The organism is Sphingobacterium faecium, assembly GCF_003054045.1.
In the GTDB taxonomy this organism is placed as follows: Bacteria; Bacteroidota; Bacteroidia; order Sphingobacteriales; family Sphingobacteriaceae; genus Sphingobacterium; species Sphingobacterium faecium.
The window spans coordinates 118,054-139,971 of record NZ_QBKH01000004.1 but is presented as its reverse complement, the minus strand read 5'-3'; the positions used below and the strand labels follow the sequence as shown (position 1 = coordinate 139,971).

The following is a 21,918-nucleotide window of genomic DNA, read 5'->3' as shown; positions in this document are numbered from 1 at the left end:
GATAGTCAGTGCTTACAATTAGCTAATAACAATATCAAAATCTAATTATAGTGAAATTTATGCTTTTTTTATGAATTATATAACGCGGATTTTCGGAAGTATTTGATGCTTTCATGGATGCTATGCTATTTTTATGAGAGAAAGATTTTAATAGCATTTCTTTCAGTAAACAAGCTAATTATATTGGTTTTTTTTGTAAATTATTGATTGTTAATGTTTTGTTATGCTTTTCTTGATTAATAATAATAATTTTTATTTACAATTATTTCAATCAATATAATTGTCATAAATAGGAGATAATTGTAAATTGCTATCAATAAAATCAATTTATTTTTTATTATTTGAAATAAAAATGAGAAATCTCTGCTTTATGTAACTACTTATTAGCGTATTAAATTGGATATCATAGGTGTGAATAACATTTTCCAAGATGTACATGAATACGAGTTAGGTTCAAATCACGTTACTTTCACTTAATGAATAAATAGTAGAAATTTGATGACTACTTGGGATCGTTAGTGTCAATTGCATTTAGAATTGAGAAGAATAAGATTTTGAATTCGGGAGAATTGAGGATAGAGGTGATATTGCAAAAAAAAAGCGCTCCATATTGGAGAGCTTTTTTATCTTTTTATATTGTTTTGATTACAATTGAGAAACACGAATTGTATTCGTTTTTCCTTTTTCGATTAAGGGTGTCGATGCTGTGTTGATCACAATCGAACCTGGAGCGATATAGTTGTTTTTCACAATAAATTTGTTGACATCGTGAATAGAACCGTCAGTACTATCAAATTTGTCGTATATGAAGGTTTTAACACCCCATAATAAACTCAATTGACGTAACAATTTTTTAGTTCCTGTAAATACCATAATGTCTGCATTAGGTCTGTAACTTGCGATTTCAAATGCAGTAGCACCCGACGATGTTAAAACAGCAATTGCCGCTGCATCTGTTTTCTTAGCTAAATATACTGAAGATGCACAAATTGCATCAGGAATTTTAGTTCCATCACTAATCTCACTAACTTTCTCATTATAATATGGATAAGATGTTTGTTCCACGTGGATAATGATTTTGCTCATTGTTTCGATAACGATCTCAGGAAATTCACCTACAGATGTTTCGCCACTTAGCATCACTGCATCAGCACCATCAATAACCGAGTTAGCCACATCATTAACTTCCGCACGTGTAGCACGAGGAGTTGTGATCATACTTTCTAACATCTGAGTTGCAATGATAACAGGTTTTGATAAATCACGACATTTCTGAACAATAATTTTTTGTAGGCCTGGTACTTCTTCCATTGGCATTTCTACACCTAAGTCACCACGTGCTACCATGATTGCATCAGTTGCTTCAATGATAGCATCAATGTTTTCGATAGCTTCAGGTTTTTCAATTTTTGCAATTACTTGTGCATGACTTCCTTTTTCAGCAATGATTTTTTTACATTGGTAGATGTCTTCTGCTGAACGCACAAATGACATGGCGATCCAATCTGCACCATGATCAAGGGCGAAATTTAAATTATCTAAATCTTCTTCTGTTAAAGAAGGAATTGAAACTTTTGTGTTTGGTAAATTAACACCTTTACGGGAAGTAAGTACACCACCATGTACAACTTCACAAGTAACAGTATCTTTATGATTTGTGTTTATAACACGTAATTGCAATTTTCCATCATCTAATAGGATGATTTCATTTGCTTCAACATCATTTGGGAAATTATCGTATGTGATGTAAATTTTCTCTTCATCACCGATTAATTCATGTGTAGTAATTTCAACCTGTGATCCATTTACAAGGATAGCACCACCTTCTTTCATTTTTCCGATACGGATCTTAGGACCTTGTAAATCGGCTAAAATAGCGACGTTGAAATTTGTTTCTTCATTAATCTCTTTGATGGTTTCAATAACTTTTAGGTGATCCTCTTGACTCCCGTGAGAAAAGTTAAGACGACAAACGTCTACACCTTTGGCAATCATATTTGTTAACACTTGTTTGTCAGCAGATGCAGGACCTAATGTTGCAACAATTTTAGTCCTTTTTTGAACTTTTTCCATTCTAATTTTTTTATTACTATGTATTTTTATTTTTATATAATTTCATTTTTTTGAAATTATAAAACTCGTTTTTACTAACGAGGATAATTTAGATTTAAGGCGTGTATCTTGTACACTATTAAATAGTTTGCTAAAATATCAGATTTTCTTTGGATTTCAATATTTTTGGTGATATTTCTTTTACAAACACAACTTCGGGTATTTTGTTTATGTTTTTTATGATCCGATCTAAGTCGTCTTCATCAATAAAATTTTTGATGAGAATAAAATAATCAAAATTGGCATGTTCGGGTATAAGTAGGCTTCCCTCTATACTTTTATTGTTGATTAGATAATACTCCGTTTGAAATTTGGTGTTTATGTACCAAAAAGTAGTGAAGTGCTGTATTGATTTTTTATGATGATCGACAATGATGTGATATTCTAATTCTTCAGCAGATTTTTGCTTTAATTTTTGATTATGATCAAACTTGTCTTCTTTACCTCTTACAAAATCGAGTAAGGTCACTTTGTTGATAAAATGACAGAGACGGTAATCTTTTAAAGGACATGATATGGCAATGAGTACGAAGTCAAGTTCGGCATCAAATTCTAGGTCCCATTTTAGTATCGTTTTGTTATTCAAAGTGAAAATTTATGCTTGTGTTCTTGACGAAAATACAAAAAAATGGTGCAAATGCTGTGAATTTAATGTAAAATTTGAATTAATTGACTTCTTGTTTGTACATATTAGGAATTATTGTTATACTTGAAGAAGGTTAGTTTATAGCGAGTTACGGGTATGGCTGTACCTACATGGAAAATAATTTGACAATCTAAAAATCAATTGGATTTTTATATTTGATGAAATTTATTTTTCTTTGCACAGATTTATTAAACAATTAAACTATAAAATCATGTCAGATATCGCTTCAAGAGTAAAGGCAATTATCGTTGAAAAATTAGGTGTAGACGAAAACGAGGTAACACCAGAAGCTTCTTTCACTAATGATTTAGGTGCAGATTCACTTGATACTGTAGAGTTAATCATGGAATTTGAGAAAGAATTCAACGTTGCAATACCTGATGACCAAGCTGAAACTATTGGTACAGTGGGACAAGCAATCACTTATTTAGAAAAAAACGTTAACTAACTAATTTAATTGGGCCAAATCGTATAAATGGAGCTTAAAAGAGTAGTAGTAACAGGATTAGGCGCACTTACACCAATTGGTAATACCGTTTCAGAATATTGGAATAGTTTACTAGATGGTGTAAGCGGTGCTGCTCCCATTACGCATTTTGATGCGTCAAAATTTAAAACCCAATTCGCTTGTGAAGTGAAGGGGTTCGATCCACATGAATTTATGGATCGAAAGGAAGCTCGCAAAGTAGATCCTTTTGTACAGTATGCTATTGCATCATCTGATGAAGCAATCAAGGATGCTGGTTTAATTTTTGAAAATTTAGATACAAATCGTATCGGAGTAATCTGGGGATCAGGAATTGGAGGATTGACAACTTTTACAGATGAAGTTGTCAATTTTGCAAAAGGGGATGGAACACCGCGTTTCAATCCTTTCTTTATTCCAAAGATGCTTGTCGATATTGCTCCGGGACATATTTCTATGCGTCACGGACTTCGTGGACCTAATTTTTCTGCTGTCTCTGCATGTGCTTCGGCAACCAATGCGATGATTGATGCTTTTAACTATATTCGTATGGGTAAAGCTGATGTGATTGTTACAGGTGGATCTGAAGCGACTATTAATGAAGCTGGAATCGGTGGATTTAATGCGATGCATGCATTGTCAACTAGAAATGATGATCCCAAAACAGCTTCGCGTCCTTTTGATAAAGATCGTGATGGTTTTGTTTCTGGTGAAGGGTCTGGTGCGATCATATTAGAAAGTTTAGAACACGCATTAGCGCGTGGTGCTAAAATTTATGCTGAAATTGGGGGTGGAGGTATGAGCGCTGATGCACATCATATCACAGCTTCACATCCAGAGGGTTTAGGTGCTAAACTTGCGATGACCATGGCAGTCAATGATGCTGAATTAGATTTCACTGATATTGACTACATCAATGTGCATGGCACTTCTACTCCGGTAGGGGATATTAGTGAAACTAAAGCTATTGTGGATTTGTTTGGGGAGCATGCTTATAAATTGAACATTAGTTCAACAAAATCAATGACTGGACACCTTTTAGGTGCAGCTGGCGCGATTGAAACTATTGCTTCTATTTTAGCTGTTCAAAATGATATAGTACCACCTACTATTAATCATTTTACAGATGATCCAGAATTGGACAACAGATTAAATTTCACATTTAATAAAGCTCAAAAGCGTATTGTAAATGCTGCAATGAGTAATACTTTTGGCTTTGGTGGTCACAATGCAACTATTGTTGTGAAAAAATACAAAGCTTAATATTACTTTATTTAAGTTATTAAAATAATTGGGATACAACAGGTGCTTTATACCTGTTGTCCCATTTTTAGACTAAGATGCCTTTTTCAAGGATTTATAAATTATATTTTTCTGCTGACAAAGCTTATGTTAGGAAGCTCAAGAACCTGTTAGGTTTTGTCCCTGGAAACATACGACTTTATCAAATGGCTTTTAGGCATAAGTCTGTAGCTGTTGTGATTAAGGAAGGTTCAAAAAACAGCAATGAAAGATTGGAATTTTTGGGCGATGCAATTTTGGGTTCAGTTGTTGCTGAATTACTTTTTAAAAAGTATCCTTACAAAGACGAAGGTTTTTTGACTGAAATGAGATCTAAAATTGTTAGTCGTGTCCATCTTAATCAACTTTCCCGAAAATTGGGGTTCAATGAACTGATTCAGTTTGATGCCAGAATGATCAGTTTTCCTAATAAACAAGGCTCTCTGCTAGGAGATGCTTTTGAAGCACTTATCGGTGCTGTTTATTTAGATAAAGGTTATGTTTTTACTAAAAATTTTCTGTTAAATCGTATTATTAAGCCACATGTTGATATTCATTTATTGGAACAAACGGAAACAAATTTTAAAAGCCGATTGATCGAATGGTGTCAACATAATGGGAAAGAGGTTGTTTTCAATCAAATTGAAAATCCACCAGGAGAATCGAGTAAAATGTTTTCTGTAGAAGCTATTGTCCAAGGCGAGGTGTGTGGTTTAGGGCAAGACTTCAATAAAAAAAGTGCTGAAAAAACAGCTGCTGAAAAAGCTTGTGAATATTTGAAAATTTTAGAGCTTGACTAAGCTTTTTTTTCAGAAGTCTCAAAAAATCCTTCTTAAATATTAACTTTGCCGAATGGCAACAGTAAAACCTTCTTTAGCAAGAGGCACTCGTGATTTTTCACCTGCCGAAATGCTTAAACGTAATTATATTTTCAATACACTTAAGCGTGTTTTTAAAAAGTATGGTTACAGTGAAATTCAAACTCCTTCTTTTGAAAATTTACAGACACTTACAGGAAAGTATGGTGATGAAGGGGATCAGTTAATTTTTAAGATTTTGAATTCTGGAGATTATTTGAGTAAAGCTCCTGATGATCTATTTGAATCCAAGTCTTCAACTAAATTAATCTCCCATATTTCTGAAAAGGCACTTCGTTATGACCTTACTGTACCGTTTGCTCGTTACGTTGTCATGCATCAAAATGATATTTCTTTACCTTTTAAGCGTTTTCAAATTCAACCTGTATGGCGTGCAGATAATCCTCAAAGAGGTCGTTATCGTGAATTTTACCAATGTGATGTAGATGTAGTGGGGTCTGAAAGCCTACTTAATGAAGCCGAGTTTATATTGATCTATCATGAAGCACTGAAAAACTTGGGATTGCAAGATTTTACCATTAAAATTAACAATCGTAAGATTCTTTCAGGTATTGCAGAGATTATTGGTAAGCCGGAACTTATTGTCGATATGACAGTTGCGATCGATAAATTGGATAAGATCGGTTTAGAAGGAGTCAACAAGGAATTATTAGAACGTGGTTTTACAACAACTGATTTGGAAATTTTACGTCCAATTATTTTATTGGAAGGATCAAATGAAGAGAAATTGTCGGCGCTCAAACATGTACTGTCAAATTCGGAAATTGGATTGATGGGCGTAGCTGAAATAGAAGAAACTTTTGATTATATTTCTAAGTTGGATTCTTCAAATGAAGTTTTACATCAGTTTGTAGAGGTGGATATTACCTTAGCTCGTGGTTTAAATTATTATACGGGATGCATTTTTGAGGTTAAGACCAATGAAGTAGCTATGGGAAGTATCGGAGGCGGTGGACGCTACGATGATTTGACAGGTATGTTTGGGTTAAAAGGGTTGACAGGCGTAGGTGTGTCTTTTGGTGCCGATCGCATCTATGATGTTCTAGAAGAGTTAAACCTTTATCCAGAAGCCAAAGGAGATTATACCAAACTGCTGATTGTGAATTTTGATAAAGAGACCGAGTCCTTTACATTGCCACTTTTAAATCGCTTACGTCAGGCAAATATTGCAGTCGAGCTTTATCCTACAGCTGCAAAATTGAAGAAACAGATGAAATACGCGGATAATAAAGGGATTCCATATGTTTTGTTAATCGGAGATGAGGAGGTTTCTTCGGGTCAGCTTTCATTGAAAGATATGCAAACTGGTGATCAAAGAAAAATAGATGAATCGACTTTGATTGCTGAATTGAGCTAAAATCAAATTTGTTACAAAATGTAAAAGCCAAAAGAATAATATGTCTTTTGGCTTTTTTGTTTGTTCTTTTTTTAATTTACTAAATTAAGCCAGTCATTTATTTGCCTTTCCTGTTATGTGGTTTAAATCAAATGTCTTAGAACTGTCTAAAACGAGAAGAAAATTTGATTTTCTGACCAAAATATCACCCAAATTGATTAGATTTGTAGTCAAGATTAGTAAGAAATTCAAAACTTTGAAATGAGTTCAACACCTATAACAAAAGAGACATATTTAGAGTGGTATAGATCTATGCTACTTATGCGTAAGTTTGAAGAGAAAACAGGTCAACTTTATGGACAGCAAAAAATCCGTGGTTTCTGTCACTTGTACATTGGACAAGAGGCAGTAGTAGCGGGTACCATGTCTGTAATTAAACCTGAAGATTCTTTAATTACAGCCTACCGTGATCACGCACATGCTTTAGCAAAAGGTGTGTCTGCAAATGAATGTATGGCTGAGATGTTTGGAAAAGCAACAGGTTGTTCAAAAGGAAAAGGTGGATCTATGCACTTTTTTTCGAAAGAACATAAGATGATGGGAGGCCATGGTATTGTCGGTGGTCAGATTCCATTAGGAGCTGGTATCGCATTTGCTGAGAAATATTTGGGCACAAATAATGTTAACGTATGTTACATGGGTGATGGTGCTGTTCGTCAAGGTGCTTTCAATGAAACTTTGAACATGGCCATGTTGTGGAAATTACCAGTAATTTTTGTTTGTGAAAACAATGGTTACGCAATGGGTACTTCTGTACAACGTACAACCAATATGCAAGATATTTATAAAATGGGCTTAGGTTTTGATATGCCTTGTGCTCCAGTAGATGGTATGGATGTAGTAGCGGTACACAATGCGATGGACGAAGCTGTTCAACGTGCTCGTGCTGGTGAAGGACCTACTTTCTTAGAAATACGTACATACCGTTACAAAGGACACTCTATGTCCGATCCTGCGAAATACCGTACGAAAGAAGAACTAGAAGAATATAAAGGGCGTGATCCATTATTAGCGACAAAGCATGCTATTGTTGAAAACAATTATGCTGATGAAGCTTGGTTTGCTGAAGTGGATGCTGAAGTGAAAAGTATTGTAGATGAGTCTGTAAAATTTGCGGAAGAATCTCCTTTCCCTACAGCTGATGAATTGTACAAAGATGTGTACGTTCAAGAGGATTATCCATTTATATTAGATTAATATAAGTTACTTTAACTAGATAAATAAAATACAATGGCTGAAGTAGTTAGAATGCCGAAAATGAGCGATACCATGACCGAAGGGGTTATCGCAAAATGGCACAAACAAGTTGGTGATAAAGTTAATTCTGGTGATTTAGTTGCTGAAATCGAAACTGATAAAGCAACGATGGATTTTGAATCATACCAAGAAGGAACGCTTTTATATATTGGTCCAAAGGAAGGTGAAGCAGTTGCGATTGATGCTGTTATCGCTATTCTTGGAGAACCAGGAGAAGATTTTCAAGCATTATTAAGTGATGCTCCTCAGGCTGAGGAAGTAACAGAGAAAAAGGAAGTAGAAACTTCAAATTCATCTGAAACTGAAGCAGCTCCACAATCTAATGTAACTCCGGAATCTTTAGGTGTTACCGTAATTACTATGCCTTTGTTGAGTGATACGATGACTGAAGGTGTGATTGCACAGTGGAATTTTAAAGTTGGTGACACGATCAAATCTGATGATTCTATTGCTGATGTGGAGACTGATAAGGCGACAATGGAGGTGACAGCTTATGCTGATGGTACATTGTTGTATGTAGGTCTTGAAGCAGGTGAAGCTGCTAAAGTAAATGATATCATTGCTATTGTAGGTCCTGCTGGAACAGATGTAACACCATTGTTAAATCAAAAGCCAGCGTCTGCATCTCAAGCTGCTCCTGCAGAAGTAAAAAAAGAAGAATCTAAAGAAGAGGCTCCTGTAACTAATGAAAATAAATCTACTGATGTAGCTGATGATTCTCGAGTGAAAGCATCTCCTTTAGCCCGTAAAATTGCTAAAGATAAAGGGATCAATCTGAATGAGATTAAAGGATCTGCTGATGGTGGTCGTATTGTGAAAAAAGATGTTGAATCTTACGTCCCAGCTGCTAAATCTGCTCCTGCTGCGTCAGCTCCAGTAGCTACCGAAACAAAAGCGATCACTTTACCAACTTTTGTAGGTGAAGAAAGATATACAGAAGTTGCTGTTTCTCAAATGCGTAAAACTATTGCGCGTCGCTTAGGTGAAAGTTTATTTACTGCTCCACATTTTTACTTGACTGTAAGTATTGATATGGAAAATGCAATGATTGCTCGTACACAAATCAATGAAGTGGCTCCAGTAAAAGTTTCTTTCAATGATATCGTTGTAAAAGCAGTTGCAGTTGCTTTGAAAAAGCACCCTGCTGTCAATTCTTCATGGAAAGGTGATAAGATCCGTTTCAATGAACATACTAATATTGGTGTTGCAATGGCAGTTGAAGATGGTTTATTAGTTCCTGTTGTACGTTTTGCCGATGGAAAATCATTATCTCACATTTCTGCAGAAGTTAAAGATTTCGCTCAAAAAGCTAAAACTAAAAAATTAACTCCAGCAGATTGGGAAGGTTCAACATTTACAGTTTCTAATTTGGGTATGTTTGGTATTGATGAATTTACATCAATTATCAACTCTCCTGATGGTGCAATCCTATCTGTTGGTGCAATTCAACAAGTACCAGTTGTTAAGAATGGCGCGGTTGTTCCTGGAAATGTGATGAAGCTGACTTTAGGTTGTGACCACCGTGTAGTGGATGGTGCTACAGGCGCTCAATTCTTACAAACGTTAAAAGCATTATTAGAAAATCCAGTAAGATTATTAGCATAATCTTACTTCGAATACCTATATTAAAAAGGTCACTTTATATAAAGTGACCTTTTTTTATTGTTTTTTTCTTTTTTTAGTACTAAAATCAGCATTTTAGCATTTATACATTAGAAAAGAAATAGAATCCGTTAAATAGTGAAGTTATATATATTAAAAAGTCTAGTTGCTGTTCTTATCATAGCAACAGTATCGTGTAGTTCGAAAGAAGAAAAACAAAAAAAGGCATTAGTTGAACAGGCTAAAACTGATAGTTTAAAACTCATATACCATCCATCTGAAGCAGATCCCAAAGTAGAGGCATTTATGCAAAATTTGCATAAAAGATCAGGATTTAATGGTAATGTGCTGATTGCAAAAAATGGAAAGATTTTATATCAAAATTCATTTGGTTGGGCTAATTATCTTTTAAAAGATAGTTTGAAAATTGATTCAAAATTCGAATTGGCTTCTGTTTCAAAACCCCTCACAGGTATAGGTATTTTGAAATTGGTCGAGGAGGGAAAATTGAAATTGGATCAAACCATTAATGATTTTTATCCTAACTTTCCTTATCCAGATATTACAATAAAACAATTGTTGTCTCACCGATCTGGATTGCCAAATTATGTTTATTTTTCTGAAGAACATTGGAAGGAAAAAAAGAAAGGCATGACCAATCAAGATGTCATGAATATGCTGATAGAATTTAAGCCGAATCGATATGGAAAACCAGATGGTAAATTCTTTTATAACAACTCGAATTTCATGGTTTTAGGTGCCATTATTGAAAAGGTAACCAATCAAAGTTATGCGGAATGGATGAAGGAAAATGTCTTTAACCCGGCAGGCATGACAAATACGGCAGCATTGTCAAAGGCTATTTATGAAAAAATTCCTACAGATGTTATCGGTCACGATAAAGTATGGAGAAGATCTGTTGTTCAAAATTTTCAAGATGGGCCTCTGGGAGATAAGGGAATTTATAGTACGGTAAGGGATCTGTATAAATTAGATTTAGCTTTGAATGAAGGTAGATTATTAAAGAAAGAAACATTAGACTCTGCTTATGTCGACCGTGCGAAATCTAAAAATGGAATATTTGGATATGGATTGGGATGGCGTACTTTTCACAGAAATAATGATGTAATAATCTATCATACTGGATGGTGGCACGGATTTCGCAATCTGTATGTGAGGGATCTGAAAAATAATGTCACGATTGTACTGTTATCAAATATGACTAATGGAAGTTTAGTTAAATTGGATGAATTGTATAAAATTTTAGGTATGCCTATTTTGAGGAAAGGTGTTTATAATGATGCTGGTAATGTGGCTGATGATGTTTAATTAAGTAAGGAGTTATGAAAAAAACGCTAATAATAGGAGCGAGTACTAATCCAGGAAGGTATTCGTACAAAGCTGCTCATAAATTGAAGCAATATGGACATGATATTGTGAATGTCGGTCTTAAGAAGGGTGAAGTTGCAGGTGTTGCAATTGAGTCAATGGGACCAATTCATGCGGACATTGATACTATCACGATGTATGTTGGCGAAGCAAATCAGAAGGGCTATATGGATTACATATTGGCAACAAAACCAAAGCGAATTATCTTTAATCCTGGTGCTGAAAATCCCGAATTAGCAACACTTGCTAATAAGTTAGGTATTGATACTGAAAACGCTTGTACACTAGTTCTTTTAAGTACTGGACAGTATTAGACTGAAATATTGTAATTATATTTTATCGGAATTTATATTCCGTATTTAACTCATAAAAAAGGGTTATATTGGCTTTTTAAAACCAATATAACCCTTTTTTATGCCTTCCTTTCTCAAACGATTTCGTAAGTTTCCCTTGTGTGTCTACTAAAAAAAGTACACTTTAGAGTCCAATTGAGCCCAAGTTGTGAGAAATTTATATATATTTTTTATTTCGATGTTATGTTTTGTTTGTCATGGACAGGACAAGGCAATATTTCATATCCCTAAGCTTGGCAACAATATTTACGAAGGTGTTTTCACGGGTAATGGCTTGTTAGGTACCATGACCTACTTGAAATCTTCACAATCCGTGCGCATAGATATTGGTAGAACGGATATTTATGATCATCGTGAAAAGAGTAATAAAAAGCTTTTTGATAAAGCACGTCTTTCACTGGGGCATTTTTTTATAAATTTTGATGTGAATATAGATAGTGCTGGTGGTGATATTTTTCTTCAACAAGCTTTTTCTCTGACGAACATCAAGACTTCTGCTGGTATACTGCAAATTAAAACAACAACATTGTCTGAGGATAATATTATACTTATCGAAGTCATTAAAAATGCTTATAACGGGAACTACTCTTTTGACTTGTGTCCGGATTGTGCTATTAGTCCTCGTATGAAATTTGATTATACTCAAAAACCTGTTCATTATATTCGAAATCCTTTAGGAAAATCGGGAAATTCTAAGGGAGTATCTTTTTATAATCAAGAATTATTAGCTGGAGGTGGGTATGCAACGGTCTATAAGAAAGTGATCGGTATGGACAAAGATGTGTATGTTGTCTCAGTAGGATATAGTCAGGTTAACAATAGCTATTTAGAAGAAACAATTGATTTTGTTCATCATTTTGATTCTCAGGATATCAATAGAGGAGTGAAAAAGCATCAAGACTGGTGGCAAAATTATTACAGTGCATCTTCTTTGTTTTTGCCAGACAAGCTTTATCAAAGTTTTTATGATATGCAGTTATATAAATTAGCAAGTGCAACCAGAGCAGATAAGCCTGCAATGGATTTACAAGGTCCCTGGACTAGTCCCACTCCTTGGCCAGCTTACTGGATGAATTTAAATCTGCAATTGGCATATTCTCCAGTCTTCACTTCAAACCATCTCGATATCGCAAGTTCCTTGATTCAAATGATTGATCGTAATATCTCCAATTTGCGAGAGAATGTTCCTGCAGCTTATCGCTATAATAGTATTGCTATTGGACGTTCCTCTGCGAATGATTTATGGAGTCCTGTTGTTTTAGAAAAGGGTGTATCTATTGCGGATGCCTCTGATGGTGAAAAAGAGCTCGGAAACTTGCTTTGGTTATTGCATAGTTACTATTCTTATTATCGCTTTAGCATGCGAGAAGATGTGTATGACCGCCTATTCCCTTTGCTTAAAGAGGCTGTTAATTATTATTTGCATCTATTAGAGAAAAATGAATCAGGAAAATATCATGTTGCCGTGAAGACTTATTCGCCTGAATATAAATATGGGTATGCTTATGATACGAATTATGATCTAGCGATTCTTCGATGGGGGCTTAAATCACTTATAGAGCTTGATCATGAAAAGAACAAGAAAGATCCTCTTTATGATCGATGGGTCGATGTACTCGATAATTTGATCGATTTTCCACAAGGTGTAAACGGTTACTTGATTGCTAAGGATGTTCCTTATGACGAGTCACATAGACATTATTCGCATTTAATGATGATCTATCCCTTTTATGAAATTAATTGGGACCAAAAGGAAAATAGAGTTTTGATTGAGCGCTCAATTAAGTACTGGAAGAGTAAAAATCAGTACTTGCAAGGTTATTCATTTACTGGCGCTGCATCGATGTATGCCATGATGGGAAGGGGAGATGCGGCCTTAACGTCTCTTGATAATTTATTAAAATCTTATATTAAAAAGAATACGCTATATGCTGAGTCGGGGCCCGTCATTGAAACGCCATTGGCAGCAATGACAAGCATTCAAGAACTGTGCTTGCAATATTGGAATGGAAAATTAAGAATTTTTCCCGCTGTACCTACTGCTTGGAAAGATATATCTTTTAAAAAATTTTTGACTGATGGAGCTTTTTTGGTTTCGGCAAAGAGGGAAAATGGTATAACTCAAACTGTGGAGATCGAAAGTCAACATACGGGCACGATTAAAGTTGAATCGGGAATATCGACACCAATGGTTGTGATCAAAGGTAGGGGTAAATATGAAATTGATCTTGATGGAATAATTGTTTTTACACTTAACAAAGGTGCACGCGCATTAGTTTATGAAAAGAAATAGAACATTTTTTAAAATCTTATTATTGCTTTCATTTGTTATGCTGCAAATTAATGGATTTGCGCAGCAAATTTTAAAAAGGCATCTTTCAAATACAGTTGTAACACATATGGTTGATCATATTGATGCATGGCGCTTGGAAAAGAAAAACAAATGGTATCATGTTATTCAGGAGCTACCAGTAATAGAAAAGGCTCGCATTATAAAAGTTGCAGAGAAAGCGAATACATTTTCTTGGCCATCACTATTAGCAACAAAGTACTTGGAATATAAGACTGATGGGAATAGAACGCGCTATGAGGATGATATTAATACACGTAGGAGTGTATTGTCACAGTTGGTAATAGGAGAGTTGGTAGAGCGAGAGGGACGTTTTATTCCGCAGATTGCAAATGGTTTATGGTTAATGTTGGAAGAAAGTACTTGGGTAAGTCCCGCTCATATTGGAGTACAAAAATCTGGAATTGGTTTACCAGATCCAATGGATGAGTATATTGATCTCGGAGCTGGACGAGTGGCGGCGGATTTGGCAACGGTTTATTTATTGTTGGGGGATCAGTTAAATCGGATCTCTCCTATGATTACTAAAAAAATAAAAGTTGTCTTACGGAACCGTATCATAAATCCTTATTTAACCCGAGATGATTTTTGGTGGATGGCACTACAGCCAAACGCTATGGTTAATAATTGGAATATTTGGATCAATACCAATGTGCTTAAAGTAGCTCTTTTAATGGAAGAGAATCCTGCTAAACTAGGAATGATTCTTCAGAAATTGACCCGGAGTGCTGATCAATTTATTGACTCTTATGCTGAGGATGGTGCATGTGAGGAGGGGCCATCTTATTGGATGCATGCTGGTGGCGAACTTGGACAAATGCTATTGTGGTTAGAGGATGTGTCGGGTGGTGAAGTTACATTTAAGGAGGACCGTAAGTTGTTCAATATCGGCAACTACATTCTGAATTCGCATATTTACGGAAATAGATATATCAATTTCGCAGATGCAGAGGCGATGCAGATACCTGATCCTGCTAAGATATGGACTTATGGTGCTTTATTTAATGATGATAATTTGAAAGCTTATGCAAGCTACTTGACAACTCTTAAATCGCCAATGATGTCGTTAGGAACAGTACAAGATTTTTTAATGCATGCCTTGATTTATCCTGTTTTAAGTAATCATCGGAAAGATTTTATAGCTCCCCAATTTTATTTTTATGAGAGCTTGGGGCAGGCAACTATGAGGAGCTTGAATGAAAAGGGTAATTTATTCTTGGCAACTATAGGAAGTAATAATGGTGTAAGCCATAATCATAATGATGTAGGAAGCTATATCCTATATCTGGACTCTATTCCTGTCCTTATTGATGCGGGTGTGGGGACTTATACTAAAGAAACTTTTAGTAGGAATCGCTATACATTGTGGAATATGCAATCGCAATGGCATAATCTTCCGATTATAAATGGTATACAACAAAAGGATGGAAAGTCTTATCGTGCAGAGAATGTTCAATATGTATCAAATGGTAAAACTGCCCATTATCGTGTAGATATCGCAAAGGCTTACCCAAAGGAAGCTGAAGTAAGATCTTGGATAAGAGGCTTCAAAATGGATCCTCGCAATAATACAATTGATGTTAATGACAAGTACCAATTGGAGGAATTTAGAAAACCACAATCAATTAGTTTTATATCTAGAATAAAACCTCAGTTAGTAAAGGATGGCTTTTTATTACAATTGGATAATGGAAAAAAAGTCGTTATAAATTTCGAAAGGGAAACGGTTACTTTTTCTTTAGAAACTAAGGAGATCGAGGATCCACGATTGGTGAAAGTCTGGGGAGGAATGCTTTATAAAATGAATGTTTTAATTAAAAGCACGGAATTAAAGAATCAAGTGATGTATAAAATAATAGCGAATTAAGATTATTGTAAATTATGATGAAAATGAAAAAACAGATTATCATGGTATTATGTTCTGTTTTAGGAATCTGTACTATTCAAGGTCAGTCCCGGGATCTGAAATTATCGAAAGTATTTATCCAGCAGAATTTGAGTGATGCAGCTCAACAAATCAAAGTCTTGGCAAATGAAATTCCTAAGGAAAAATTTCCTAAAACTTTTGAAAATAATAAACAAGTCTTTTCATCATCGAGTTGGTGGTGTTCTGGATTTTATCCTGGAACACTGTGGTACCTATATGAAGGAACTCAAGATCATGAATTATTGCAAAAGGTGGAAGAAAAATTACCTTATTTGGAGAAAGAAAAATATAATAAAGGTACACATGATCTAGGTTTTATGTTGTTTTGCAGCTTTGGAAATGGATTACGTCTCACAGGTGATTCTGTTAAATATAAAGATGTATTAGTTACAGGTGCAGCTTCGCTCTCTTCTCGTTTCAATGAGACCACAAACACGATTCGGTCTTGGGATCACAAGCCTTGGCATTATCCTGTCATCATTGATAATATGATGAATTTGGAGCTTTTGACTCAGGTTTCAAAAATGACTGGAAATAATAGGTACTATGATTTGGCAGTAGCACATGCTGAAACAACATTGAAAAATCATTTTAGGAAAGATTATAGCTCATATCATGTTATTGACTATGATGTGAACACCGGTAAAGTAATTGAAAAAAAAACGCATCAAGGTGCTTTTGATGAATCTGCATGGTCTAGAGGGCAAGGATGGGCACTCTATGGGTATACCATGATGTATCGCGAGACTAAGAAAAAGGAATTTTTAAATCAAGCTCGACATATTGCAAAGTATATTTTAAATCATCCTAATCTACCTCAGGATTTAATTCCTTATTGGGATTTTGATAAGGATAAGATTGAACCATCTAGTAACATGTATGCTAAGAAAGATCTACGTGATGTTTCAGCAGCAGCACTGTATGCATCTGCTTTACTCGAATTGGCACAATATACAGCAGGTAAGGAGTCAATGCTATATCTTACTAAGGCGGAGACTATACTTACTAATTTATCTAAAGCACCTTATAAGGCAGAGTATGGGAAGAATGGCGGTTATTTATTAAAGCATAGTGTAGGGGCAATACCTTTAAATTCTGAAATAGATGTGCCATTGACCTATGCAGATTATTATTATGTTGAGGCGTTAATTAGGTACAAAAGGCTTCTAGAGGGAAGTGCTATTATTCAAGAGATAGCAAAATGACATTTCTTCCTTCTCAACAATTCTTTATTGTCTTGAACAATATGAATGGTATTTCTATATGCCAACCGACCATGTCGAGCTGATCGTGAAAAGGAATTTCTTGGAGCTTCCAGAATGGTAGATCTTATTCGATTGGAATTGTTATCGTTAGCGAAACAACCATATCGAAATCTTAATCGAACATAGTTTTACTGTGGAATGCCGCTATATAAAAACACGTTTTAAAGTTTATAATAGCCTTTTTACGAGTTGATGTGGACCTTTCTGTATCTACTTTTTGGCTTTGGTCAATCACTCCTTAAGAAAGAGTATTTCCTATTTTCAAAGAAGGATTTCATCATTTGGTAAAGGAATCCAACCTTTTTTAAAAGGAAGTCACTTGTTCGAAAACGGTGTTCGGTTGTTCACAAGAGCCATCATCTTTTTGAAAAATAAGCATTCGCTGATTTAAAAGGATGGAACACTTTGTTCATAAAGAAGTTCATTGTTGGGAAAAAGTGATTGCTATTTCTCAACAATGAATAGTTAATTTGGTAATAGTTGTTCATGTGTATAAACTCAAGAACGATTATGTGGAAATGATGGTTCAAGTTTATCAACTCAGGATTGCTATTTCTCAACACTGGATTGTTGATTTGGAAATAATAGTTCAAGTTTATCAGCTCAGGAACGATTGTTTGGAAATGGTAGTTCATGTTAATCAGCTCAGGATTAGTTTTTTGGAAATAATGGCTTTTATTGATCAGAAAGTAACCACTTTTTTAGAAATAGGAATTTTCGTTTATTAACAAAGGGCTAGCGAAATGCAAAAAGTAAGCCTACTATTGCCCCCTTGGTGATGAGTAATACAATTAAAATACAAACAATTTAGCATGCTAACTATTTATAGATCGCATAGTAGATGAAGTACTGATGAAGAGTATATCACATGTAGAATTGTTCAGTAAAAGTGATATCAACAATATTGTGTTTGGGGGCTAGAATCATTAATTCATCGAATGAGCTCATTGATGATATGAGTGAAGCCCACAATAATGAAGACAAGGAGCATGTATAAAATAGATCATTTCTTGGAAAAAAATAACACCATATTTTATTGATTTTTCACTCAAAATAACACCTGACTATTAATTTGACTCACGTTGTTCTTTAATAATAAATTCCGAAGGATTTTGTCCAAAAAGCTTTTTAAATTCTTTGCTAAAATATTTTCTGTCTGAAAAACCTACAGCATAGGCAACTTCACTAATGTTCATGGTGGATATCAGCATTTCTTTTGCTTTATTGAGTCTGTAGTTTTTAACATAGTTGTTAAGTGATAGATTTGTAATGGCGTTTAATTTACGGTATAGTACTGGTGCGCTCATTGCCATAGCTCGAGAAATATAATTGACATCAAAAGAATCAGATAAAAGATGATCTTCGATGAGTTTATTTAAAGATTGAATAAATTTATTGTCTTGTTCATTATCACTAATGGTTGTTTTTATCTGGAAGTTTTGACTACGCTTTTTATTTATATTTAATAAATTCTGGACGTAATAAAAGAGTTGACTGTTATTAAATGGTTTTGTTAAATAAATATTTGCTCCACTTTGTAAGGTTTCAGTTTGGACTTGATCGTCCGTTAATGCTGTTAATAAGATAAATGGAATATGGCTTGTGATGATATTTCTTTTTATGGTTTTGCATAGTTCGCTTCCATTCATATTGGGCATCATCAGGTCTGAAATAATTAAATCTGGTACATTTTTTTCTGCTTTCTTTAAAGCTTCTTCACCGTCATGTGCAAGTATAACATTGAAATTTTCTTTAAAAATGGAGGCAATTAGCTCTAACAATTCTTTATTGTCTTCGACAATGAGTATCGTTGTTTGAAATCTGGTCTCTGTAATGGATGGAATACTGTTTAATGAATAATTGGTTTCATTGGATTTTTCATGATCATGGTATTGAAGATTGGCAGTTATGGGTAAGCGAACCGTGAAAATAGTCCAGAGTTCTTCTTTTTCATAATTGGATCGACAATAAATTTCTCCTCCGTGTTGCTCGATTATCTTTTTAGTAAGTGCTAAGCCTATACCCGTGCCAATACTATCTTGTACATGGTCTTCTCTATAGTATTCTTCAAATATTTTGAATTGATTTGAAGAGGTGATACCGACGCCATTATCGACAATGTGAATGGTAATGTTCTTTTCATCATGAAGAATCTCTAAATAAACGGTACCATTTTCAGGTGTATATTTGATTGCGTTGGATAGCAGGTTAAACATCACTTTATCAAATTGTATGGTATCAATAAGTTGTATTCCAACAGGATCTATTCGTTTGATGTAATAGTTTAAATTTTTGGTTTGGGCTAAATCATTGAATAAATAAAACGTATCTTCTATATATTCTCTAAATGAAATTGATGTTAGTTTGAGTTCTTGTTTATTGTCGTCAAATTTTTTAAAATCTAACAATTCATTGATGACTGACAATAGTTTAGTTGCATTTTTCTTAATCCGTATTAATTTAAATTGTGTCGTTGGAAGAGTGGCAACTTCTGTTATTAATTCGTCAAGAGGAGCTGTGATCAATGTCAGTGGTGTTCTGATTTCATGTGAAATTTGGGTGAAGAATTTTATTTTTTTCTCATGCTCTTTTTCTGAGTTGATTAGAATCTCACGTTCTACAATAAATTTTATGATAAAATGGATGGCTAGAGCAAACGATATGGCATAAAAAAGATATGCCCACCAAGTGCGCCAAAATGGAGGAAGTACCATAATATCTAAGATTAAAGGTGTTTTGCTCCAAATCATATCGTTATTGCAGGAGAATATGGTTAATTTATGTCTTCCTTCCGGTATATTGGTGTATTTAATATTTGCGGAATTGGTCTCTATCCAATATTTGTCAATTCCATCCAACTTGTATCTGTATTTGTTTTTTAATGGCTTAATAAAATTAGAGCTTGAAAAATCGATTGTTAGATAGTTTTCATGGTGATGTAATCTGATTTGATAATGATTGTTCGTGGCTGTAGCACTAATTCGGTCAAATGGAAGTATACTTTCATTTACATAAATATTTCTTAATAATACAGTAGGTGCAATATGATTGAACACTATTTTTCTAGTATCTATAGATACTAATCCATTTAGAGTGGTCAAAAATAATTTTCCTTCTTCACCATGGAATAGCTTAGCATTTTGTAAATTCTTAACGGGTAGACCATCATTTTGATTTAAAATAGTGGTGTACTTCGTTTTTGGATTAAAGAAAATTAAGCCATTTTTACTTGTGATCCAGAGCTTATTGTCGATCCTTATAGGCCATCCTAGATTATTTTTTTTAAACTTGACTTCAAAGTTTGTCTTACCATTTTTTTGTATACTGTATAGTGCGCTGTCTGTGGTAAACCAAAGTTGATCCAAGTGATCGATAAAAAAACCTTTTATTGAATAAGATTTGAGTTCCGGAATTACTTTAAAAATTGAGTTTTGCTTTTTTACATATAGTTTATTTTCTTGTAAAAGATATATTTGATTTTTACGGTCTTCTTGTATGTCTGCAATTTCAGTGCTTCCTATTTCATCAACTCGAATGGGTATCTGATTTTTTTCTACGGTAAATAATCCAGTGTTAGTGCCCAGATAAATTTTATGCTGTAGATCTACATAGATGGTAAAAACGTTATTTTTAACATTAAAAGAGTCTTTATCAAGATAATAATGATCGGTTTTATGACTATAGATATCCATGACGTTATATCCACCAGCATATTGAGCCGCATAGATTTTATTATCCCTTACATAAAGATCTTTGATCAGGTTAGATTTTGTTAAATGTGGTACAGGAACACTATATCCACTTTGTTTGTCTATAATATTAATCCCATTTTCTTCTGTTCCGATCCAATAACTGTTTTTTGTTTGGGCATAGCTACTTGTTATATCACTATTTAAGCGATGGAAATTACTAGAACGAGTAGAATAGATGATTAATGGTAATATATTGGGATAAATGGCATTGATACCTCCAAAGTAGGTCCCTAACCATACAATTTTTTGATTATCTATAAAAATATCATAGATTGAATTCTGAGATAAGGAATAATTAAGGGTATTATGTTGATAATTGTTAAAGTGATTTTCTTTTTGAAACACAGATAATCCTTTAAGTGTACCTATTAATATATTGCCAGCAGGATTTTTAATGATTTTCCGGATATTATTGCTTAATAAATTGCTATTTCCTACTGAAAAGTTTACCCATTCCTTGTTACTGAATTTATATCGATAAACGCCATGTAGTTTAGTTGCTACCCATAAATTGCTTTTATCATATAGTAAGGAACTAACGATACGTTCTTCTCTTAATGAAATTGGTAGCTGTAGATTGGATACTATGGAAAGTTTTTCATTTTTATACTCTAGAACTTCAATGCCTTGAAGACTTGCAATAATATACGTATCACTATTTATTTGGGTAATGGTTTGCACTTTACTTCTGGAAAGTAATAATTCAAGTCTGTAGGATGATCCTTCGGGTTTTGCCATATAAAGGCCATTCTGAGCGCAAATAAAAGTTTGGTTAGACAATGTTTGAATATCAAGCACGGCTATCTTTTCTTTAAAAATCTTATTGTTTTTTTTGACGGGTCTTTGTTTATTGATGTCATATACATACAGATGAGTATCTGTTCCAATAAAAAGATCATTTTTGATGTTGATCCCAATTTTAATTATATACTTAATATCATTTAGACTGGTGTCAGATTTCAATAAATTGGAAATATTTTTTGAATCATAAACAAAAAGATTGTCCGCACCTCCAAACCAAAGCCTACCTTTTTGATCTTGTGCAATAGAGAGAACCGGTTGTTTGTCAAGAATATTCTCCTGACTTAATTGTTCAAATCGAAAATCCTGTGCATAGCAATGAGCAATCAAGAATCCCAAGGTTAAAAAACATCGTAGTAGATTTAGCTGATTATTCATTTTGGCTGGTTTACAGGTCAAATTTAAGATTTTACCCCTAAAAATTTATAAAAATCACCCTCTAT

General features: G+C 34.2%; 14 protein-coding genes. 11 read left to right on the top strand and 3 right to left on the bottom strand.

The window, feature by feature from the left end:
- Positions 1 to 645: 645 nt before the first annotated feature.
- Both pyk and C8N37_RS12270 read right to left on the bottom strand, forming a co-directional pair.
- Positions 646 to 2,073: a pyruvate kinase gene (gene pyk, locus C8N37_RS12275; protein WP_045753962.1), complete on the bottom strand. Its 1,428-nt coding sequence runs from the start codon at positions 2,071 to 2,073 to the stop codon at positions 646 to 648.
- 130 nt (positions 2,074 to 2,203) lie between these two features.
- Positions 2,204 to 2,698 (bottom strand): IPExxxVDY family protein, encoded by a 495-nt coding sequence (locus tag C8N37_RS12270; protein WP_045753963.1) that lies wholly within the window; start codon positions 2,696 to 2,698, stop codon positions 2,204 to 2,206.
- A 271-nt stretch (positions 2,699 to 2,969) separates the two neighbouring features.
- Between C8N37_RS12270 and C8N37_RS12265 the strand changes: the two genes are divergently transcribed.
- From C8N37_RS12265 to C8N37_RS12215, 11 genes are all read left to right on the top strand, one after another.
- Entirely contained in the window at positions 2,970 to 3,206 is a 237-nt protein-coding gene (locus tag C8N37_RS12265; RefSeq protein ID WP_021192392.1) for an acyl carrier protein, read from the top strand.
- A gap of 27 nt (positions 3,207 to 3,233) precedes the next feature.
- Entirely contained in the window at positions 3,234 to 4,487 is a 1,254-nt protein-coding gene (gene fabF / locus C8N37_RS12260; RefSeq protein WP_021192393.1) for a beta-ketoacyl-ACP synthase II, read from the top strand.
- A 77-nt stretch (positions 4,488 to 4,564) separates the two neighbouring features.
- Complete coding sequence (rnc, locus tag C8N37_RS12255) at positions 4,565 to 5,305, top strand: ribonuclease III (protein ID WP_108159163.1); 741 nt, start codon at positions 4,565 to 4,567, stop codon at positions 5,303 to 5,305.
- 52 nt (positions 5,306 to 5,357) lie between these two features.
- A complete protein-coding gene (gene hisS / locus C8N37_RS12250; protein WP_108159162.1) occupies positions 5,358 to 6,740 on the top strand; it encodes a histidine--tRNA ligase in 1,383 nt (460 codons plus the stop codon).
- A 240-nt stretch (positions 6,741 to 6,980) separates the two neighbouring features.
- Complete coding sequence (gene pdhA, locus C8N37_RS12245) at positions 6,981 to 7,976, top strand: pyruvate dehydrogenase (acetyl-transferring) E1 component subunit alpha (RefSeq protein WP_045753966.1); 996 nt, start codon at positions 6,981 to 6,983, stop codon at positions 7,974 to 7,976.
- Between the two features lie 33 nt (positions 7,977 to 8,009).
- Positions 8,010 to 9,641 (top strand): pyruvate dehydrogenase complex dihydrolipoamide acetyltransferase, encoded by a 1,632-nt coding sequence (locus C8N37_RS12240; RefSeq protein WP_108159161.1) that lies wholly within the window; start codon positions 8,010 to 8,012, stop codon positions 9,639 to 9,641.
- 135 nt (positions 9,642 to 9,776) lie between these two features.
- Positions 9,777 to 10,967, top strand: a complete 1,191-nt coding sequence (locus tag C8N37_RS12235; protein WP_108159160.1) for a serine hydrolase domain-containing protein — start codon at positions 9,777 to 9,779, stop codon at positions 10,965 to 10,967.
- Between the two features lie 14 nt (positions 10,968 to 10,981).
- Positions 10,982 to 11,341 carry a CoA-binding protein gene (locus tag C8N37_RS12230; protein WP_094771537.1) on the top strand — a complete coding sequence of 120 codons (360 nt, stop codon included), beginning with the start codon at positions 10,982 to 10,984 and terminating at the stop codon, positions 11,339 to 11,341.
- A 217-nt stretch (positions 11,342 to 11,558) separates the two neighbouring features.
- Positions 11,559 to 13,673: a glycosyl hydrolase family 95 catalytic domain-containing protein gene (locus C8N37_RS12225; protein ID WP_108159159.1), complete on the top strand. Its 2,115-nt coding sequence runs from the start codon at positions 11,559 to 11,561 to the stop codon at positions 13,671 to 13,673.
- Positions 13,660 to 15,597, top strand: coding sequence for a heparinase II/III domain-containing protein (locus C8N37_RS12220; RefSeq protein WP_108159158.1), 1,938 nt, complete (start codon positions 13,660 to 13,662; stop codon positions 15,595 to 15,597). The genes C8N37_RS12225 and C8N37_RS12220 overlap by 14 nt, the downstream gene beginning before the upstream one ends.
- A gap of 17 nt (positions 15,598 to 15,614) precedes the next feature.
- Positions 15,615 to 16,862, top strand: a complete 1,248-nt coding sequence (locus C8N37_RS12215) for a glycoside hydrolase family 88 protein (RefSeq protein WP_108159472.1) — start codon at positions 15,615 to 15,617, stop codon at positions 16,860 to 16,862.
- 1,127 nt (positions 16,863 to 17,989) lie between these two features.
- On the opposite strand, the gene C8N37_RS12205 is transcribed toward C8N37_RS12215, so the two are convergent.
- Positions 17,990 to 21,853, bottom strand: coding sequence for a response regulator (locus C8N37_RS12205; protein WP_108159156.1), 3,864 nt, complete (start codon positions 21,851 to 21,853; stop codon positions 17,990 to 17,992).
- Positions 21,854 to 21,918 lie beyond the last annotated feature (65 nt).

What these genes read in the sequence shown, in the direction of transcription:
- C8N37_RS12240 (WP_108159161.1), top strand. Translation starts at nt 8,010, where the DNA reads ATGGCTGAAGTAGTTAGAATGCCGAAAATGAGCGATACCATGACCGAA.
- pyk (WP_045753962.1), bottom strand. Translation starts at nt 2,073, where the DNA reads ATGGAAAAAGTTCAAAAAAGGACTAAAATTGTTGCAACATTAGGTCCT.
- pdhA (WP_045753966.1), top strand. Translation starts at nt 6,981, where the DNA reads ATGAGTTCAACACCTATAACAAAAGAGACATATTTAGAGTGGTATAGA.
- C8N37_RS12225 (WP_108159159.1), top strand. Translation starts at nt 11,559, where the DNA reads ATGTTATGTTTTGTTTGTCATGGACAGGACAAGGCAATATTTCATATC.
- rnc (WP_108159163.1), top strand. Translation starts at nt 4,565, where the DNA reads ATGCCTTTTTCAAGGATTTATAAATTATATTTTTCTGCTGACAAAGCT.
- C8N37_RS12265 (WP_021192392.1), top strand. Translation starts at nt 2,970, where the DNA reads ATGTCAGATATCGCTTCAAGAGTAAAGGCAATTATCGTTGAAAAATTA.
- fabF (WP_021192393.1), top strand. Translation starts at nt 3,234, where the DNA reads ATGGAGCTTAAAAGAGTAGTAGTAACAGGATTAGGCGCACTTACACCA.
- C8N37_RS12215 (WP_108159472.1), top strand. Translation starts at nt 15,615, where the DNA reads ATGAAAATGAAAAAACAGATTATCATGGTATTATGTTCTGTTTTAGGA.
- hisS (WP_108159162.1), top strand. Translation starts at nt 5,358, where the DNA reads ATGGCAACAGTAAAACCTTCTTTAGCAAGAGGCACTCGTGATTTTTCA.
- C8N37_RS12205 (WP_108159156.1), bottom strand. Translation starts at nt 21,853, where the DNA reads ATGAATAATCAGCTAAATCTACTACGATGTTTTTTAACCTTGGGATTC.
- C8N37_RS12220 (WP_108159158.1), top strand. Translation starts at nt 13,660, where the DNA reads ATGAAAAGAAATAGAACATTTTTTAAAATCTTATTATTGCTTTCATTT.
- C8N37_RS12230 (WP_094771537.1), top strand. Translation starts at nt 10,982, where the DNA reads ATGAAAAAAACGCTAATAATAGGAGCGAGTACTAATCCAGGAAGGTAT.